14 protein-coding genes are annotated in these 14,514 nt (G+C 69.3%); 7 read left to right on the forward strand and 7 right to left on the reverse strand.

The genetic code is table 11. The annotated features are described in order from the left end of the window. Positions 1–6 precede the first annotated feature (6 nt). On the reverse strand, positions 7–1,269 hold the full coding sequence (locus ML5_RS21995) for an activator-dependent family glycosyltransferase (RefSeq protein ID WP_013476219.1): 1,263 nt from the start codon (positions 1,267–1,269) through the stop codon (positions 7–9). Between the two features lie 207 nt (positions 1,270–1,476). On the opposite strand from ML5_RS21995, the gene ML5_RS22000 reads away from it, so the two are divergent. From ML5_RS22000 to ML5_RS22010, 3 genes are read left to right on the forward strand one after another with little or no spacing between them, the layout of a single operon-like run. After that, positions 1,477–2,055 (forward strand): TetR/AcrR family transcriptional regulator, encoded by a 579-nt coding sequence (locus ML5_RS22000; RefSeq protein WP_013287150.1) that lies wholly within the window; start codon positions 1,477–1,479, stop codon positions 2,053–2,055. Between the two features lie 41 nt (positions 2,056–2,096). Next, entirely contained in the window at positions 2,097–2,963 is an 867-nt protein-coding gene (locus ML5_RS22005; protein WP_013476220.1) for an SDR family oxidoreductase, read from the forward strand. 56 nt (positions 2,964–3,019) lie between these two features. Continuing rightward, positions 3,020–4,306 carry an activator-dependent family glycosyltransferase gene (locus ML5_RS22010; protein WP_013476221.1) on the forward strand — a complete coding sequence of 429 codons (1,287 nt, stop codon included), beginning with the start codon at positions 3,020–3,022 and terminating at the stop codon, positions 4,304–4,306. Here the strand turns inward: ML5_RS22010 and ML5_RS22015 are convergent. Next, positions 4,299–5,066: an SDR family NAD(P)-dependent oxidoreductase gene (locus ML5_RS22015; protein WP_013476222.1), complete on the reverse strand. Its 768-nt coding sequence runs from the start codon at positions 5,064–5,066 to the stop codon at positions 4,299–4,301. The genes ML5_RS22010 and ML5_RS22015 overlap by 8 nt on opposite strands. A gap of 155 nt (positions 5,067–5,221) precedes the next feature. Here ML5_RS22015 and ML5_RS22020 point away from each other — a divergent pair, with 155 nt between their 5' ends. After that, entirely contained in the window at positions 5,222–5,656 is a 435-nt protein-coding gene (locus tag ML5_RS22020) for an ester cyclase (protein ID WP_013287146.1), read from the forward strand. Beyond that, positions 5,653–6,528, forward strand: a complete 876-nt coding sequence (locus ML5_RS22025; RefSeq protein WP_041784625.1) for a class I SAM-dependent methyltransferase — start codon at positions 5,653–5,655, stop codon at positions 6,526–6,528. Before ML5_RS22020 ends, ML5_RS22025 begins: the two co-directional genes overlap by 4 nt. A 67-nt stretch (positions 6,529–6,595) precedes the next feature. Here the strand turns inward: ML5_RS22025 and ML5_RS22030 are convergent, their stop codons facing one another. From ML5_RS22030 to ML5_RS22050, 5 genes are all read right to left on the reverse strand, one after another. Then, positions 6,596–7,423: an NAD(P)H-binding protein gene (locus ML5_RS22030; protein WP_013476224.1), complete on the reverse strand. Its 828-nt coding sequence runs from the start codon at positions 7,421–7,423 to the stop codon at positions 6,596–6,598. 3 nt (positions 7,424–7,426) lie between these two features. Beyond that, on the reverse strand, positions 7,427–9,028 hold the full coding sequence (locus ML5_RS22035; protein ID WP_013287143.1) for an FAD-binding oxidoreductase: 1,602 nt from the start codon (positions 9,026–9,028) through the stop codon (positions 7,427–7,429). After that, complete coding sequence (locus ML5_RS22040) at positions 9,025–9,348, reverse strand: antibiotic biosynthesis monooxygenase (RefSeq protein ID WP_013287142.1); 324 nt, start codon at positions 9,346–9,348, stop codon at positions 9,025–9,027. Before ML5_RS22040 ends, ML5_RS22035 begins: the two co-directional genes overlap by 4 nt. A gap of 108 nt (positions 9,349–9,456) precedes the next feature. After that, positions 9,457–10,281 carry an ABC transporter permease gene (locus ML5_RS22045; protein ID WP_013287141.1) on the reverse strand — a complete coding sequence of 275 codons (825 nt, stop codon included), beginning with the start codon at positions 10,279–10,281 and terminating at the stop codon, positions 9,457–9,459. Continuing rightward, entirely contained in the window at positions 10,278–11,264 is a 987-nt protein-coding gene (locus ML5_RS22050) for a daunorubicin resistance protein DrrA family ABC transporter ATP-binding protein (protein ID WP_013287140.1), read from the reverse strand. The genes ML5_RS22045 and ML5_RS22050 overlap by 4 nt, the downstream gene beginning before the upstream one ends. Before the next feature lie 198 nt (positions 11,265–11,462). Here ML5_RS22050 and ML5_RS22055 point away from each other — a divergent pair, with 198 nt between their 5' ends. Together ML5_RS22055 and ML5_RS22060 are read left to right on the forward strand one after the other, a co-directional pair. Continuing rightward, entirely contained in the window at positions 11,463–12,233 is a 771-nt protein-coding gene (locus tag ML5_RS22055) for a response regulator transcription factor (RefSeq protein ID WP_013476225.1), read from the forward strand. A gap of 289 nt (positions 12,234–12,522) precedes the next feature. After that, the gene (locus ML5_RS22060; protein ID WP_236619458.1) at positions 12,523–14,448 is read left to right on the forward strand and encodes an AfsR/SARP family transcriptional regulator; all 1,926 of its coding nucleotides are present in this window, start codon (positions 12,523–12,525) and stop codon (positions 14,446–14,448) included. Positions 14,449–14,514: the final 66 nt, after the last annotated feature.

The raw sequence follows: 14,514 nt of genomic DNA on the forward strand, positions 1-14,514 counted from the left end.
GGACGATCAGTTCGGACCGGCGGTGACCGGCCGACGATGCTGCTCGGTGAGCAGTTCGAGGGCGGGAACGATGTCGGCCGGTGTCGGGGCGCCGAGCACCTCGCGTCGCAGCCGCGCCGCCGCCTCGCGGTACGACGGATCGATCAAGACACGGCGGACGGCCGCGGCCAGGGCCGGCGCGGGGAAGTCCGGGTCCCGGATCCACACCCCGGCACCCGCACGTTCGATCAGCTCGGCCTTGTATTCGGTGTCCCACATCAGGTCGGGCACGACGACCTGCGGTACGCCGTGCAGCAGCGCGGTCTGCATCGAGCCGGAGCCGCCGTGGTTGATGATCGCCGAGCAGGTTGGCAGCAGCACGTCAAGGGCCATGAAATCGACGACCCGGACGTTTGACGGCACCGGGCCGAGGCCGGCGAGTTGCCGCGCGTCGAGCGTAGCGACGATCTCGGCGTCGATCTCGGCCGCGGCGGCGAGCAGTTCGGCGCTCGCGGCGCGGTCGCGGCCGAGCACGTCGCGTCCGCTCTGACCGAGCGTCAGGCACACGCGTGGCCGGTGCGCCGGGGCGCACGTCATCTCCGTCGCCGTGGCCGCACCGTTGTAGGGCACGTACCGGACCGGCACACGAAGCTGGTCGGTGGCGAGCCCGACCGAGGGTGGCACGGGATCGATCGTCCACTGCCCGACCACGGCTTCCTCGGCGAACGCGACGCCGTACTTGTCGAGCGCGCTGCCGAGCCAGTCGCGGAACGGGTCGTCGGGTGCGTCGTGACGCCGGTACTCCATCCGTGCGCGGGCGATCAGGTCGAGTCCGAACAGCAGCCGCGCGTGCGCGGCGCCGCCGGCCATCGCGGCGACGGCGCCGCCGAACGTCATCGTGTCCCAGACGACGAGGTCGGGCCTCCAGTCGAAGACGAGGTCGACGAGCTGTGCGATCATCGGCTCCGGGTTCAGTGCTCGGTAGACGTCGGTGGATATCGCCAGGGCGGTGCGCAGGTATTCGCGCGTGCGCCGGTTGGGCCGCCGGCAGCTCAGGTCGGCCAGTGCCGTGAAGTCGACGGAGCCGTCGTCGGGCCGGTCGATCTGTTCGGACAGGGCGAGCGGCTCGCCGACGGGCACGAACAGATGGCCGGTCCGCGCGACGGCGTCGGCGAGATCCGGCTGGCCCGCGATCCGGACGTCGTGCCCGGCTGCGCGCAGCGCCCACGCGATCGGCACCTGGATCTGCAGGTGCGAGGGGGCAGCGAACGTCGTGAACAGGACCCGCATGAAGGTCTCCTCGAATGCGGACGGCGGCTGCCTCAGGCCCAGAGATTCGCACCGGGCGCTTGCGATCCGCTCGAGTCGGACTCGATGACCCCGTCTCCGCTTTCGAGCCGGAGAAGTGGGATCAGGATGTGCCAATCGTGGAGTACGATCTCCAAATTAGTTGCACTCATGTTCCGCTCTGGGCCACTATCCTGCTAGGCTGGGTCAATGGTCACGGAGGTGCCGGAGTCCGGAACGCGCAACCGAACCCGGCGCGCGATTCTCAACGCTGCGGCGTCGGTCTTCGCGCACAATCGTTCGGCCACCCTGGCCGACGTCGCGGTGGCGGCCGACGTGGGTCGTAGCACACTGCACCGCTACTTCCCCGACCGCGACGAGCTGATCAACTCGGTGGTCGCCGACTGCTACACGGCGATCGAGCAAGCCGTCGTCGACGCGCACGTCGAGCAGGGCAAGCCGCTCGACGCCATGCGCCGCCTGGTGGCGGCCATGGTGGAGCTCGGCGACCGTCTGCTGTTCCTGTTCGGCGACCCACGGCTGGCGGAGGAGTTCGCCAACCGTAAGCCCGAGAAGCCGCCGATCGTGCAGCCGGTCATCCTGCTGATCGAGCGAGGTCAGCAGGAGGGGGTCTTCGATCACGCCGTTGATGCGCGGTGGATCCAGCACGTCCTGTGGTCGCTGGTCTATACCGGCTGCGAAATGTCCGGCCAGGGCATGATGTCGCGGCACGAGGTCACGTCGACGGTCATCCGCACGCTCGAGCGTGGTGTCGTCCGCGACGCGTGAACGCGACCGGACACCACCCCTACAAGCCAATGGGAGCAACGATGAGGATCCTTGTGACCGGTGCGACGGGTTACGTTGGCCGCAACGTCCTGCCGCAGTTGGTGTCCGCCGGCGTCGACGTCCGCGCGCTGACCCGCGACCCGGCCAGAGCAAAGGTGCCGGCCGGCGTGGACCTGGTCCGCGGCGACCTGAGCCGGCCGGACTCGCTGAGCGAGGCGCTTGAAGGCGTCGAGCGGATGTACCTCTTCCCGGCACCGGAGACCGCGCGTGAGGTAGTCGCCCGCGCCGTGAAGGCCGGCGTGCGGCGCATCGTCGTGCTGTCGTCGGGGGCGGTGACCACGGGTTACGACACCGACTTCCACCTGCCGGTCGAGCGGGCAGTCGAGGAGTCCGGCCTGGAGTGGACCCATGTCCGGCCCGGCGAGTTCGCGACCAACACTCTGCACATGTGGGCGCCGTCGATCCGTGCCGAGAACGCAGTGTACGACCCGCATCCGGACGCCGTCGGCGTGCCGACGCACGAGCGTGACGTCGCCGACATCGCTGCTCTCGCGCTACTCGAAGACGGGCACACAGGTAAGGCCTACACCATCGTCGGGCCGCAGCCGCTCACCCACGCCGAGCAGCTGGAGGCGATCGCCGCGGCGGTCGGACGGGATCTGTCCTTCAAGGACGTCACCGCGCAGGAGGCATTGGCGTACTACCAGGCGCTCGGTGGCTGGGCAGCAGCGAACGCACCGTTCCTGCTAGGTCTCGTCACGTACTCCAACGAGGAGACGACGCCGGAGGCCGAGCACCAGTACGACAAGGACACGGTGGAGGAGCACCCCACGGCCGAGAGTGTGACCAACCGGCCCGGGCGCACGTTCGCGCAGTGGGCTCAGGACCACGCCGACGACTTTCGCTGACGGGCTGCCCAGCGCGCTTCGAGCCGGCCACCACGGCCCGCTCCTAGCTTCGCGGTATGCGGGTACTCCTGACGACCTTCGCGGTCCGGTCCCATATCTACAGCCTCGTGCCGATCGCGTGGGCGCTACGTGCGGCCGGCCACGACGTGTGCGTCGCGACCCACCCCGAGGGGGAGGAGCACGTCGTCAGCGCCGGCCTGCCGTTCGCAGGGGTCGGCGAGCCGATCCCGAGCGTCGGTGAACAGGACACCGGCGGGGACGTCGAGAGCGGGGCCGCGCAAGACGGCGGCGGGACCTTCGGTTGGGCGGACTGGCCGGAGCTGCTCGACCTCGCCGAGACCGACCCGACGACGCTCACCTACGACTACCTTCTCGGCGTCTTCGCGGCGTACACGCCGATGGTCTTTCGGTACTACACCGACGGCATGGTCGACGGCCTGGTGGAGTTCGCCCGCAGATGGAAGCCCGATCTGGTGCTGTGGGACACGATGTCGTTCGCCGGCCCGGTGGCGGCGGCGGCGTGCGGCGCCGCCCATGCGCGGGTGCTGTTCGGACTGGACATCCTCGGCCACGCCCGCGGCGCGTTCCTGCGCGCGGCCGCACGACGCCCCGCGTCCGCGTGCGACGATCCGCTGCGCGAGTGGCTCGACGGCGTGCTGCGCAGGCACGGAAGCACGTTCAGCGAGGACGTGGTGATCGGGCAGTGGACCGTGGATCCGGTGGTGTCCTCGTTGAGCCTGGGCACCGCATCGCCCCGCATCGGCATGCGATACGTGCCGTACAACGGGCCCTCGGTCGTTCCGGCGTGGCTGGCCGAACTCGATCCGGAGGTGCCCCGCGTATGCGTCACGATGGGAATCTCACACCGGGAGATCTGGGGCGCGGACCGCGTACCCGTCGCCCGGTTGCTGGACGGGATCGCCGACCTGGGCGTCGAGGTGGTGGCGACATTGTCGGGCGGTCAGCGCGACGGCGTCGACACCGAGCGCGTACGGGTGGTGGACTTCGCGCCGCTGGACGCGCTGCTGCCGCTCTGCTCCGCCGTGGTGAGCCACGGCGGAGCCGGTTCGTTCCAGACCGCGCTCGTGCACGGGGTGCCGCAGGTGCTGGTGCCGGACATGCTGTGGGACACCGGGTTGAAGGCGAGCCGCCTCGAGCAGCTTGGCGCGGGTCTGCGCGTGCGGGAGGTGCCCGCGACCTCCGCGCTGGTGGAGCGGGCCCTGACTGACAGACGGCTTCGCGACCGGGCGACGCGGCTGCGGCGCGAGGCCCTCGGCATGCCGGCCCCCCGCGAGGTGGTACCAGTCCTCGAACGGCTGACGGCACGTCACGGCGTCAGGTGAGGGACAGGCCTCCGTCGATCGGGATCACTACGCCGGTCAGGTAACCGGCGTCCGGCTCGACGAGCTTGCGCACCCAAGTGGCGATCTCCTCCGGCGTGCCGACCCGTCCCGCCGGCGCACGGTCGGCCATCCACTTGAGGAAGTCGGCGTACTGCTCCTCGGTCATGCCGCTGCGGACCCCGATACCCGTATCGGCGACGCCGGGCGCGATCCCCACGACCCGGATCCCGCGCGGAGCCATCTCGACGGCCCAGGTGCGGGTCAGAAAGTCCAGCGCCACCTTACTCGCGCCGTACGCCCCGTTGGCGGGCCACGTCCGCTGGCCGAGCGCGCCCGCCGTGCTGATGTTGACCACCACGCCCCGGCTGGCCGCGAGGGGTTCGAGAGCACACCGCGTCAGGTGGATCGGTGCCATGACATTCGTCGCGAACTGCGACTGGATCTCCTCCTCCGTGGTGTCGGCGAGGAGCTTCGCGACCGACGTGGCGGCGTTATTGACCAGGACGTCGATCCGCCCGTACGCCTGCTGAGCCGCGTCGACGACGGCCTGCGGTGCGCCGGGAGCGGTGATGTCGGCGACAGACGTCCGGATGCCCGGGTAACCCTCGGCGGTGTCCCTCAGGCTCGCCGCAGTACGGCCGACGATCAGGACGTCGTCGCCCTGCTCGGCGAACCCGCGGGCCACGGCGCGGCCGATGCCGGTGCCGCCGCCGGTGATGACGATGCTGCGCCTCGGCGCGGACCTGTTCCCATTACCCATGGCCGGATTCTGCGCTCCGCACCTCGAGCGGGTCTGTCTGGAGACCGGACCGTCGGGTACGTGTGGGCGAGCGCCGTTCGAGCCGGGTTCGAACCGGTGACGATCGGCTGCTGCCAGGGTCGGGCAACCGCCCCGACCATCGGTAGGAGCACCGCATGAGCAGTCAGACCGACGCCGTACGGCGCGTGATCAACGCGTTCAACACCGGCAAGACCGACGACGTCGACGAGTACATCCACGACGAGTACCTCAACCCGGCGACGCTCGAACACGGCATCTCGCAGGGTCCGAAGGCCTTCGCGATGGTCGTCGCCTGGGTACGCCGGACGTTCTCCGAGGAGGCGCACCTCGAAGAGATCAACGTTACCGAGAACGGCGAATGGGTCCGCGCCCACCTTGTGCTGTACGGCCGTCACGTCGGCAACCTCGTCGGGATCCCGCCGACCGGCCGGCGCTTCGCCGGCGAGCAGATCCACCTCTTCCGGATCGTCGACGGCAAGATCCGCGACCACCGCGACTGGCCCGACTTCCAGGGCACCCTGCGCCAGCTCGGTGACCCGTGGCCGGAGAACGGCGGGTGGCGGCCGTGACGACGCTCAAGGCCTCGGACTACAAGACCGAGGTGGCCGCTGCTTTCGACCGGGTCGCCGGGACCTACGACCGGCTCGGGGTCGAGTTCTTCGGACCGATGGGGCGACGGCTGGTCGAGCGTGTCGCGCCCGCACCCGGCCACCGGGTCCTCGACGTCGGCTGCGGCTCCGGCGCCTGCCTGTTCCCGGCTGCGGCCCGGGTCGGTCCGGCCGGCCGCGTCGTCGGCATCGACATCGCGCCGGGCATGGTCGAAACAGCCCGTGCCGAAGCCGCCCGGCGCGGCGTCGGCAACGTCGAGGCACGCGTCATGGACGGCGAACGGGTCGACTTCCCGGCGGCCTCGTTCGACGTCGTGATCGGCAGTTACAGCCTCATCTTCCTGCCCGACGTGCGCAGCGCGTTGCGCCGCTACGCGCAGGTGTTGGTGCCGGGCGGCCGGATTGGCTTCACCAGCCCCCAGTTCCGCACCGGCACCTTTCCCTTCCTCCCGCCGGTCTTCACCGAGCTGATTCCGAACGATCTGTTGCGCAGCCTGCCCGAGCAATGGCGGCCGGAGGCGCTGCAGCGGCGCTTCAACAGCTGGCTGGAGGGCCCGGCCGACCTGCGCGCGACAATGGAGGCGGCGGGATTCGTCGATGTCGACGTGCATGACGAGGCGGTACCGCTCGTCGCGGCCACCGGAGAGGTTTGGGTCGACTGGTCACACACGCACGGCATGCGGCTGATGTGGGACCACCTGACCGCCGACGACGCCGCCGCGCTGCGGGCCCGGCTCATCAAGGCCCTCGATGAGATGCGCGACGGCGCGGGACCGCTCGTCATCGACACCCCGGTCCGGTTCGTCACCGCGCAGACGCCTGCGGTGCGATAACGGGTCGCTGTGTTCGTCGGTCAGGTGACCGACGAACACAGCGACCCGGTCTTCTCTCGGAGTCCGGTCAGAAGTCCGCGACGTGGTCGGCGGCCCATTCGGCGAGCGTGCGGGTCGGGCGGCCGATCACCCGTTCGGCATCGGGAGAGACCTGCGGTGGATGTTCGACCCACCGCTCCTCGAAGGCGAGGAGGTAGTCGGCGATCTGCTCCGGGAAGCCGAGGCCGATCAGGTCCGCGCGTGCCTCCGCCGGGCTCACCTCGATGAACGTGAGCGGACGGCCGATGCCGGTCGCGATCGCGGCCACCTGCTCACCCGGCGTCAGCTGCTGCGGACCGGTCACGCGGTACGCGGCGCCCACGTGGTCGTTGCTCGTGAGCGCCGCCGCCGCGACGGCCGCGATGTCGGCCTCGTGCACCGGTACGCCGCGCGCCGCCGGGTAGGCCGCACGCACCACGCCCTTCTCGCGGATCGAGCGACCCCAGGTGTCCAGCTTGTTGAGCGCGAACTCGCCGGGCCGCACGTGGGTCCACTCGAGGCCGGACTTCTCAATCGCGCGCTCCACCGGCAGGTGGTAGACGGTGTCGGTGCCGTCGGTGACCGCGTCCGAGGAGAGCACGACGGCGCGACGGATCCCGGCGGCGCGGGCGCGCTCGGCCACCGCCCCGGCGGTTTCCGCGACCGGGAAGAGGAACATCCGGTCGACGCCGTCGAAGGCGGGACCGAGGGTGTCCGGTGCCGCGAGGTCGCCCCGGACGATCTCGACGCCCGGGGGTAACCCGGCGACGGCTGGTTCCTGGCGGGTCAGCGCGCGTACCTCGACGCGTAGGGCGAGGAGATGCGCGATGAGGTGCCGGCCCACGTTGCCGGTCGCACCGGTGATCAGAATCCTCATCGTCTACTCCCAGGCCCGAACGGATAGCCCGTGGTGGAACACGTCGAGCGGGTCGTATGTCCGCTTGACCCGCTGCAGCCGTGGATAGTTGTCGCGGTAGTAGAACGCATGCCAGGGCACCCCTGACCGGTTCCACGCGGGATCGGCGATGTCGACGTCCGGGTAGTTGATGTAGGTACCGCTGTAGGCCTCACCCGGCACCGGTACGCCGCCGGTGGAGGCGTACACATCGCGGTAGCACTCGCGGGCCCAGGTGAGGAGCTTGGTCTCCTGCTCGGGCGTGAACCACACCGACTGGATCACCGAGGCGAAGCGCGCGTCGCGGTGCGCCATCGCCGTGGACGCTGCATCGACGGTGTTCACCTTCCCGCCGAAGTACCCGATGAAGGCATTGCTGCCGTAGAACTCGTAGCTGCCCTCGGACAGATAGCGGTACAGGGTGGACAGTTGTTCGCCGGTCCAGCCCGTACGCAGGAACGCGTCCTTGGCCTTGAACGAGTAGTCGCCGGCAGGCGGCATCGACAGGGTGGCCTTCAGCCACGGAGTCACCGACCGTTCCTCGGTGTTGGTGATGCCGAGTCCGTCGGACAGCGCGGCCAGGTATCCGGTGAGCAGCGCGTCGGCATCCGGGCGGGTGCCGTCGACGTTCACCCCGAGCTGGATCTGACCGTTGATCTTATGGTAGAGGAAGATTCCCGCGTCGATTCCGGTGTCGGTCGTCCCGTCGCCGCCGTGCTCCTCGTGCCACCGGCAGAAGTTGTGGACGAGGCGGAGGAAGATCTGCTCGTTGATGTCGCTCCAGTTCCAGTTGACCGCGGCGTGCAGCAGCGTGGCGGGCGGCCGGGGCAGCAGGGCGGCTGCGCTGGCGCCCGTCGCGCCGGGGGAGCGCAGCAGGTAGCGGGTGACGACGCCGAAGTTCCCGCCGCCGCCGCCGGTGTGCGCCCACCAGAGGTCGCGGTTCGGGTCGTTCGGCGCCCGGGTCGCGACGACCGTGCGCACCCGTCCTGACGCATCGACGACGACGACCTCGACGCCGTAGAGATGGTCGGCCGCGAGCCCGTGCCGTAGCGCCAGCGTGCCGTAGCCACCACCGGCGAGGTGCCCGCCGATTCCGACACTGGGGCAGACGCCGGCCGGCAGAGTGACACCCCACGCGAGGTACAGCGTCCGGTACAGCTGGCCCAGCGTTGCTCCCGACTGCACGGAGATGGCCCGGTGCACCGGGTCGTAGGAGATGCCGCGCATCTCGGAGACGTCGATGACCAGGCGAACCTCGGGGCTGTCGACGAAGTCCTCGAAGCAGTGCCCGCCGCTGCGCACCGCGAGCCGGGCTCCGGTGCGCCGGGCGTCCCGGACCGCCTCGACGACCTGGGCGGGGGTATTCACCAGCCGTACCGAGTCGGGTGTGCCGGTGAAGCGGCGGTTCGCGCCCCGGATCGTGAGCTCCTGGTAGCGCGGGTCGTCGCGCCCGACGCTCACCGCGCCGAACTCGGGTGCGCAGCCGGCGGCCGCGGCGCCGCCGGGCGCGCCGATACCGCCGACGAGTGCGGAGCCGCCCGCGACGATCGATCCGCCGAGCAACCGGCGGCGGGTCAACGGGGTCATCGCTGCTCTCCGGCGACTTCCCGGTACAGGTTCGGTTCGCTGCTGCTCAGGGCTCGCAGGGCGCGGGCGTGCGGGGTGAATCCGGGTTGTGCCAGCGCGTTGTGGAATCGTTCGGCGTCGCGCCACACCGCGATGTTGACGTAGCTCTGCTCGTCGGTGGTGTGTCGCAGCAACGTGTTGCCGAGGTAGCCGTCCTGCGCGGCCATGAACGCGGTGGTCGCGGCGAACGTCCGTTCGAACTCCTCCGCGGACGCGTGCACCGTGAAGCGGTTGATGAATGTGACCGGTGCTACCGGTCCGGTCGGTTCGTTACCTGCCACCTGATCGCCCTTCGCTACGGTGCGGCGTCGGGCCTACCGGGCCCGGCGCCGGTCAGGCTGGCAGGGACGCCTCGCGCGGGGATCGACGATCGCTGGTCGGCCGGCGCGTCACCGGCTCAGGTTGCGCCACCGACGCACGGCCAGCGGGAGGAAGACCGCGGTGATCACCAGCGGCCAGACGATGGCCAGAAGGGTGGCGTGGTCCGCGGCCCAGGAACCACCGGTGCGCCCGGGATTGCCGAACAGTTCGGCGCTGGCACCGATGGTCGCCGAGAGTGGGTTCCATTCGGACATGACCCGTAGCCACGTCGGCATCTGCTCCGGCGACACGAACGTGTTGGCCAGCAGCGAGACCGGAAACAGCACCACGAACGACGACCCGGCGGCCTCCGGGGAGAGCCGGAGTCCGATGTAGATGCCCACCCAGATCAGCGAGTATCGCAGCAACAGCAGTAGCAGCACCGCCAGAACGGCGCTCTCCCAGCCGTTGTGCCAGCGCCAGCCGATGGCCAGGCCGCACAGGATCAGGCTGACCAGTTCGAGGAAGGAGTGGAACATTCCGGTGAAGCAGTGCCCGAGCACGACCGACGAACGCGAGATCGGCATCGAGCGGAGGCGGTCGGTCACCCCCTTGGAGCTGTCGTTGGCGACCGTCATCAGGGTGGTGACGATGCCGAAGAGCATGGTCTGGCCGAACAGGCCCGGCATGAGGTATTCGCGGTAGTTGTCGACCCCGTCGACGGCCATCGCGCCGCCGAACACGAAGCCGAACAGCACGACCATCTCAACCGGCCAGAACAGGCTGTATGCCATCTGAATCGGCACGCGAACCCAGCTGATCAGGTTGCGATGCCACATGACGAAGCTCTCGGTCAACGTCCAGCGCAGGTGTCCGGTGAGGCGGTCCGGCGACGATACGACCGTCGGGTTCATCCGACCGGCTCCTTGGTCTGATCGATGGGTATGCCCTCCTGCGCCGGGTCTGCGGTCAGCCGCAGGAACACCTCGTCGAGGGTCGGCCTGCGCAGCGCGATGTCAGCGACGTCGATGCCGGCCTCAGCGAGCCGGCGCGTCACCTCGACGAGCGTGCCGACCCGGTCTTTGACCGGAGCATTGATGCGGCGGGTGTCTGGCTCGCTGTGCGCACTCTGCGTCGTGACGCGTTCCACCAGGGCGGTAGCCGCGGCCAGCTCAGCGGCGTCGCGCACGACGATGTCGAGCTGGTCGCCGCCGAGGGTCGACTTGAGCTGCTCCGGGGTGTCGTCGGCGATCACGCGGCCGTGGGCCATCACGGCGATCTGATCGGCGAGCTGGTCGGCCTCGTCGAGGTACTGCGTCGTCAGCAGAACGGTGGTACCGCCGTGGGTCAACATGCGCACGGCGTTCCAGACCTCGTTGCGGCTCCGAGGGTCGAGGCCGGTGGTCGGCTCGTCGAGAAAGAGCAACCGTGGGGCGAGGATGAACGCGATGGCAAGATCGAGCCGGCGGCGCATGCCGCCGGAGTAGTGCCGAACCTGCTTGTCGGCTGCGTCGGTGAGCCTGAACTGTTCCAGCAGCTCGTCGGCGCGGATCCGCGCCGCCCGGGCCGGAAGATGGTACAGGCGGCCCCACATGCGCAGGTTCTCGCGGCCTGTCAGCATCTCGTCGACGGTCGGCTGCTGCCCGGTGAGTCCGATCTGGAAGCGCACCCGGGCGGGCTCGCGTACCACGTCGAACCCGGCGACGGTCGCGCTGCCGCTGTCGGGCAGAAGCAGGGTTGTCAGGATGCGCACCGCGGTGGTCTTGCCCGCGCCGTTCGGGCCGAGAAGGCCACACACCGTGCCCTCCATGACCGTGAGGTCGAAGCCGTCCAACGCCTTCGTCTTGCCTAGCTTCTTGCACAGGTCACGGGCGATGAGCGCAGGTCTGGTCGGCATGCTGCGCCTCCTCTCGGCGCCCTGAATCTAGCACACGAAACTCCAGTAATGGAACACTGATGTTCCATTGAGATTCGATCTCTTGGCAGAATGGGCTTCGCTGGTACTCTTTCGTAAGGCATCGACGTACTCTTTTCACTCACAGGGGCATGTTTCCGGCGGGGGCTGGCGGGTGCTCACCGACTCGCTGAGGTGTTGATGAAGATCGATTCACGATCGGAGCCCGACTCGACGTCACCGGCGATGGGGTCGCCTGTTGGTCACGTCCGCCCGACGACATTGATGATCGTGGATGGCCACGAACTCATCCGGCATGGAGTGCGCCAGATCCTCGAGACCGAGCAGGATCTGTCGGTCGTCGCCGAGGCCGGTGACAGCGTCACCGCAGTGACCGTCTCGACGGCAGTCCGGCCCGATGTCGTCGTGCTGGACATCGAGATCCCGGGTGGCGACCCCGTCGGCACGGTGCGCCGGATCAGGGAGGGGTCACCCGACACGGCCGTCATCATCCTGAGCATGCTCGATGGCCCGGAGCTGGTGCGCGATCTGCTCGAGGTCGGCGTGCGGGGCTATCTGCACAAGAGCGTGGCGCGGCACGACCTGGTGAGCGCGGTCCGAGCCGTCTCGCGCGATCGGGCCCGGGTCGTGCTCGGAGTCTCACGCAGCAGCCTCGACCATGTCTACGGCCGGCGCGACGAAGTGCTGTCGCCGCGCGAACTCGAAGTGCTCGCTGCTACCGCCGAGGGCCTCAGCAACGCACAGATCGCGACCCGTCTGTCTCTCGCGGAGACAACCGTGAAGCGGCACCTGCGCAACATCTTCGCCAAGCTCAGCGCGGTCTCGCGAATCGATGCCGTCAACAAGGCGGTGGCCGCCTCGATCATTCAACCTCCGGGCGCCCGCAATTCCTCCCGGCCGGGCCTCGTCGCAGGGGCGGTGCGGCCCTTTCGTAGTCGCACCAAGAATTGACAGGGGCCTTAAGGCCGGTCAATCTCTCGGCTGTCCAGCATTCCCAAGATGGCTGCAAGATATGTTTACATGCATGCAACAAATTGGGCGCCCAACTCGTCGCCAACGCCACCTCTGAAATGCCCATATCGACGCTCTACTACTTTCGATACCACTCTCTGCTTCCTTTGTGCACTGCGGTGCCGAGTCTTTGGCCTGCGGTGTAAAGGTCGTTTACGCTCGACCTCGTCTACACCGAACGTCGAGTTTGGGGGACTCAATGGACTTTCGAGTGCTCGGGCCTCTAGAAATGTACGCCAACGGACGGGAGGTCGTTCCTACCGCACCCAAGCCGCGCCAGGTCATTTCGCTTCTCCTGCTGCGTCGAAACGCCCTCGTGCAGACCGGCGAGCTCATCGACGAGCTGTGGGAGCAGGACCCTCCGGCAAGCGCGATGACGACCCTGCAGACCTACGTGTACAAGCTGCGCCGGGCCCTGGTCGGGTGCGGGTCGGAGCCGATCCTGTCCACCAAGCCGGGTGGCTACCTGCTCAACGTCCCGGACGAGGCGGTCGACCTGTACCGGTTCGAGACCGACGCCGCCGAGGGACGCGCGCTACTGGAGGCCGATGACGCCGAGCGGGCCGCGACGACGCTGCGCCGTGCCCTCGCCCTGTGGCGCGGGGCCGCGTTGGTCGACGTGGTGCCCGGCGCGTTGCTCACCTCGTACGTGACCCGCCTCGAAGAACTCCGGGCCCGCATCCTCGATTTGCGCATTCAGGCCGATCTCACCCTCGGCCGGCACAACGAGCTGGTCAGTGAACTGAAAGCCCTCGTCCTCACCCGCCCGCTCGACGAGCAGCTGCACGCTTCGCTCATGCTGGCACTGCACCGCTCCGGCCGCCGTCAGGAGGCCCTCGAAGTCTTCCGGACCCTGCGCGGCAGAATGATCGAGGACCTTGGGCTCGAACCGGGCCACGCCCTCGGCGCGCTGCACCATTCGCTGCTGTCCGACGCCCCGATGGTTCCGAGCCAGCCCGGGCCGCCGGCACGTGAGCGGATCGTCGCCGGCGGGCAGACGCCCGCCGAGCCGGCTCCGGGTCGCCGGACGGTGTCCGAACAGCCCCGGCCCGTGCCCACCGCCCCGGCGAGTCAGCTGCCGCGGCCCGCCCAGCTGCCGACCGACATCGCCGACTTCACCGGACGGGCCGGCGTACTCGCCGAACTCGGCGCACACCTCGCGATGGACGCGGACGTCGGGTCGCGGACCGCGACCCGCATCGGGTTCATCACCGGCATGCCCGGTGTCGGCAAGACCGCCCTCGCGACGCACCTGGCGCACCGGCTGCGGCGCTCGTACCCCGGGGGCCAGCTGTACGCCGACCTCAACGGATCCTCAGGCCGGGCCCTGGACCCGGCCGAGGTGTTGCACGGCTTTCTGCGGACGCTGGGTCTGGCGGAGGAGCACATCCCCGACGACCTCACCGAGCGGTGCAAGACGTACCGGTCGGCGACGGCGGGACGACGACTCCTGGTGCTCCTCGACGACGCCGCCTCCGTCGACCAGGTGCGGCTACTGCTGCCGAGCGACCCGCGGTGCGCGGTCGTCGTCACCGGACGTCGCCGCCTGTACGGGCTGGGCGGCCTCTGGAACATCGATCTCGACGTGTTCGACCACGCCGAGAGTCTGGAGCTGCTCGCCCGCATCATCGGCCGGGACCGTGTCGACCGCGAACAGCGGGCCGCCCGCACCCTCGTCGACATGGTGGGCCGGCTGCCGCTCGCGTTGCGGTGCATCGGCGCGCGGCTCGCCGCGGTACCGGCCCGCTCGCTCAGCGGCATGGCCGAGCATCTGCAGAGATCGCGCGAGGTACTCGACGAGCTGTGCCTCGGCGAGCTGGATGTGCGATCGGCATACGACGCGAGCTACGACCTGCTCAACCGGGTGGAGCAGAGCACCTTCCGGCTGCTGAGCATGCTGCCGCACGGGGAGTTCACCGCTGAGGCCGTAGCCGACCTGCTCGGCTGGGAGGTCCCGCCGGCGGAGCGGCTCCTGGAGCGGTTCGCCGACAACCACCTGCTGAAGGTGAGTGTCGTACCCGGCGCCCGAGACCAGCTGCACTACTCGTTCCCGAGGGTGGCGCACCTGTACGCCCGGGAACGGCTCGACTCGGTGCTGTCGACGATGCGTAAGTTGCCGCCGAACCCGATCGAGCGGGTGTCGAGCAGCCGATGAGGCGTGCCCGCCAGGGTCGCCTTGGTTCGCACGTACGCCCGCGCTGAGAGGTGCCCGTTGTCTGGA

This window comes from Micromonospora sp. L5 (assembly GCF_000177655.2).
Taxonomy (GTDB): Bacteria; Actinomycetota; Actinomycetes; order Mycobacteriales; family Micromonosporaceae; genus Micromonospora; species Micromonospora aurantiaca.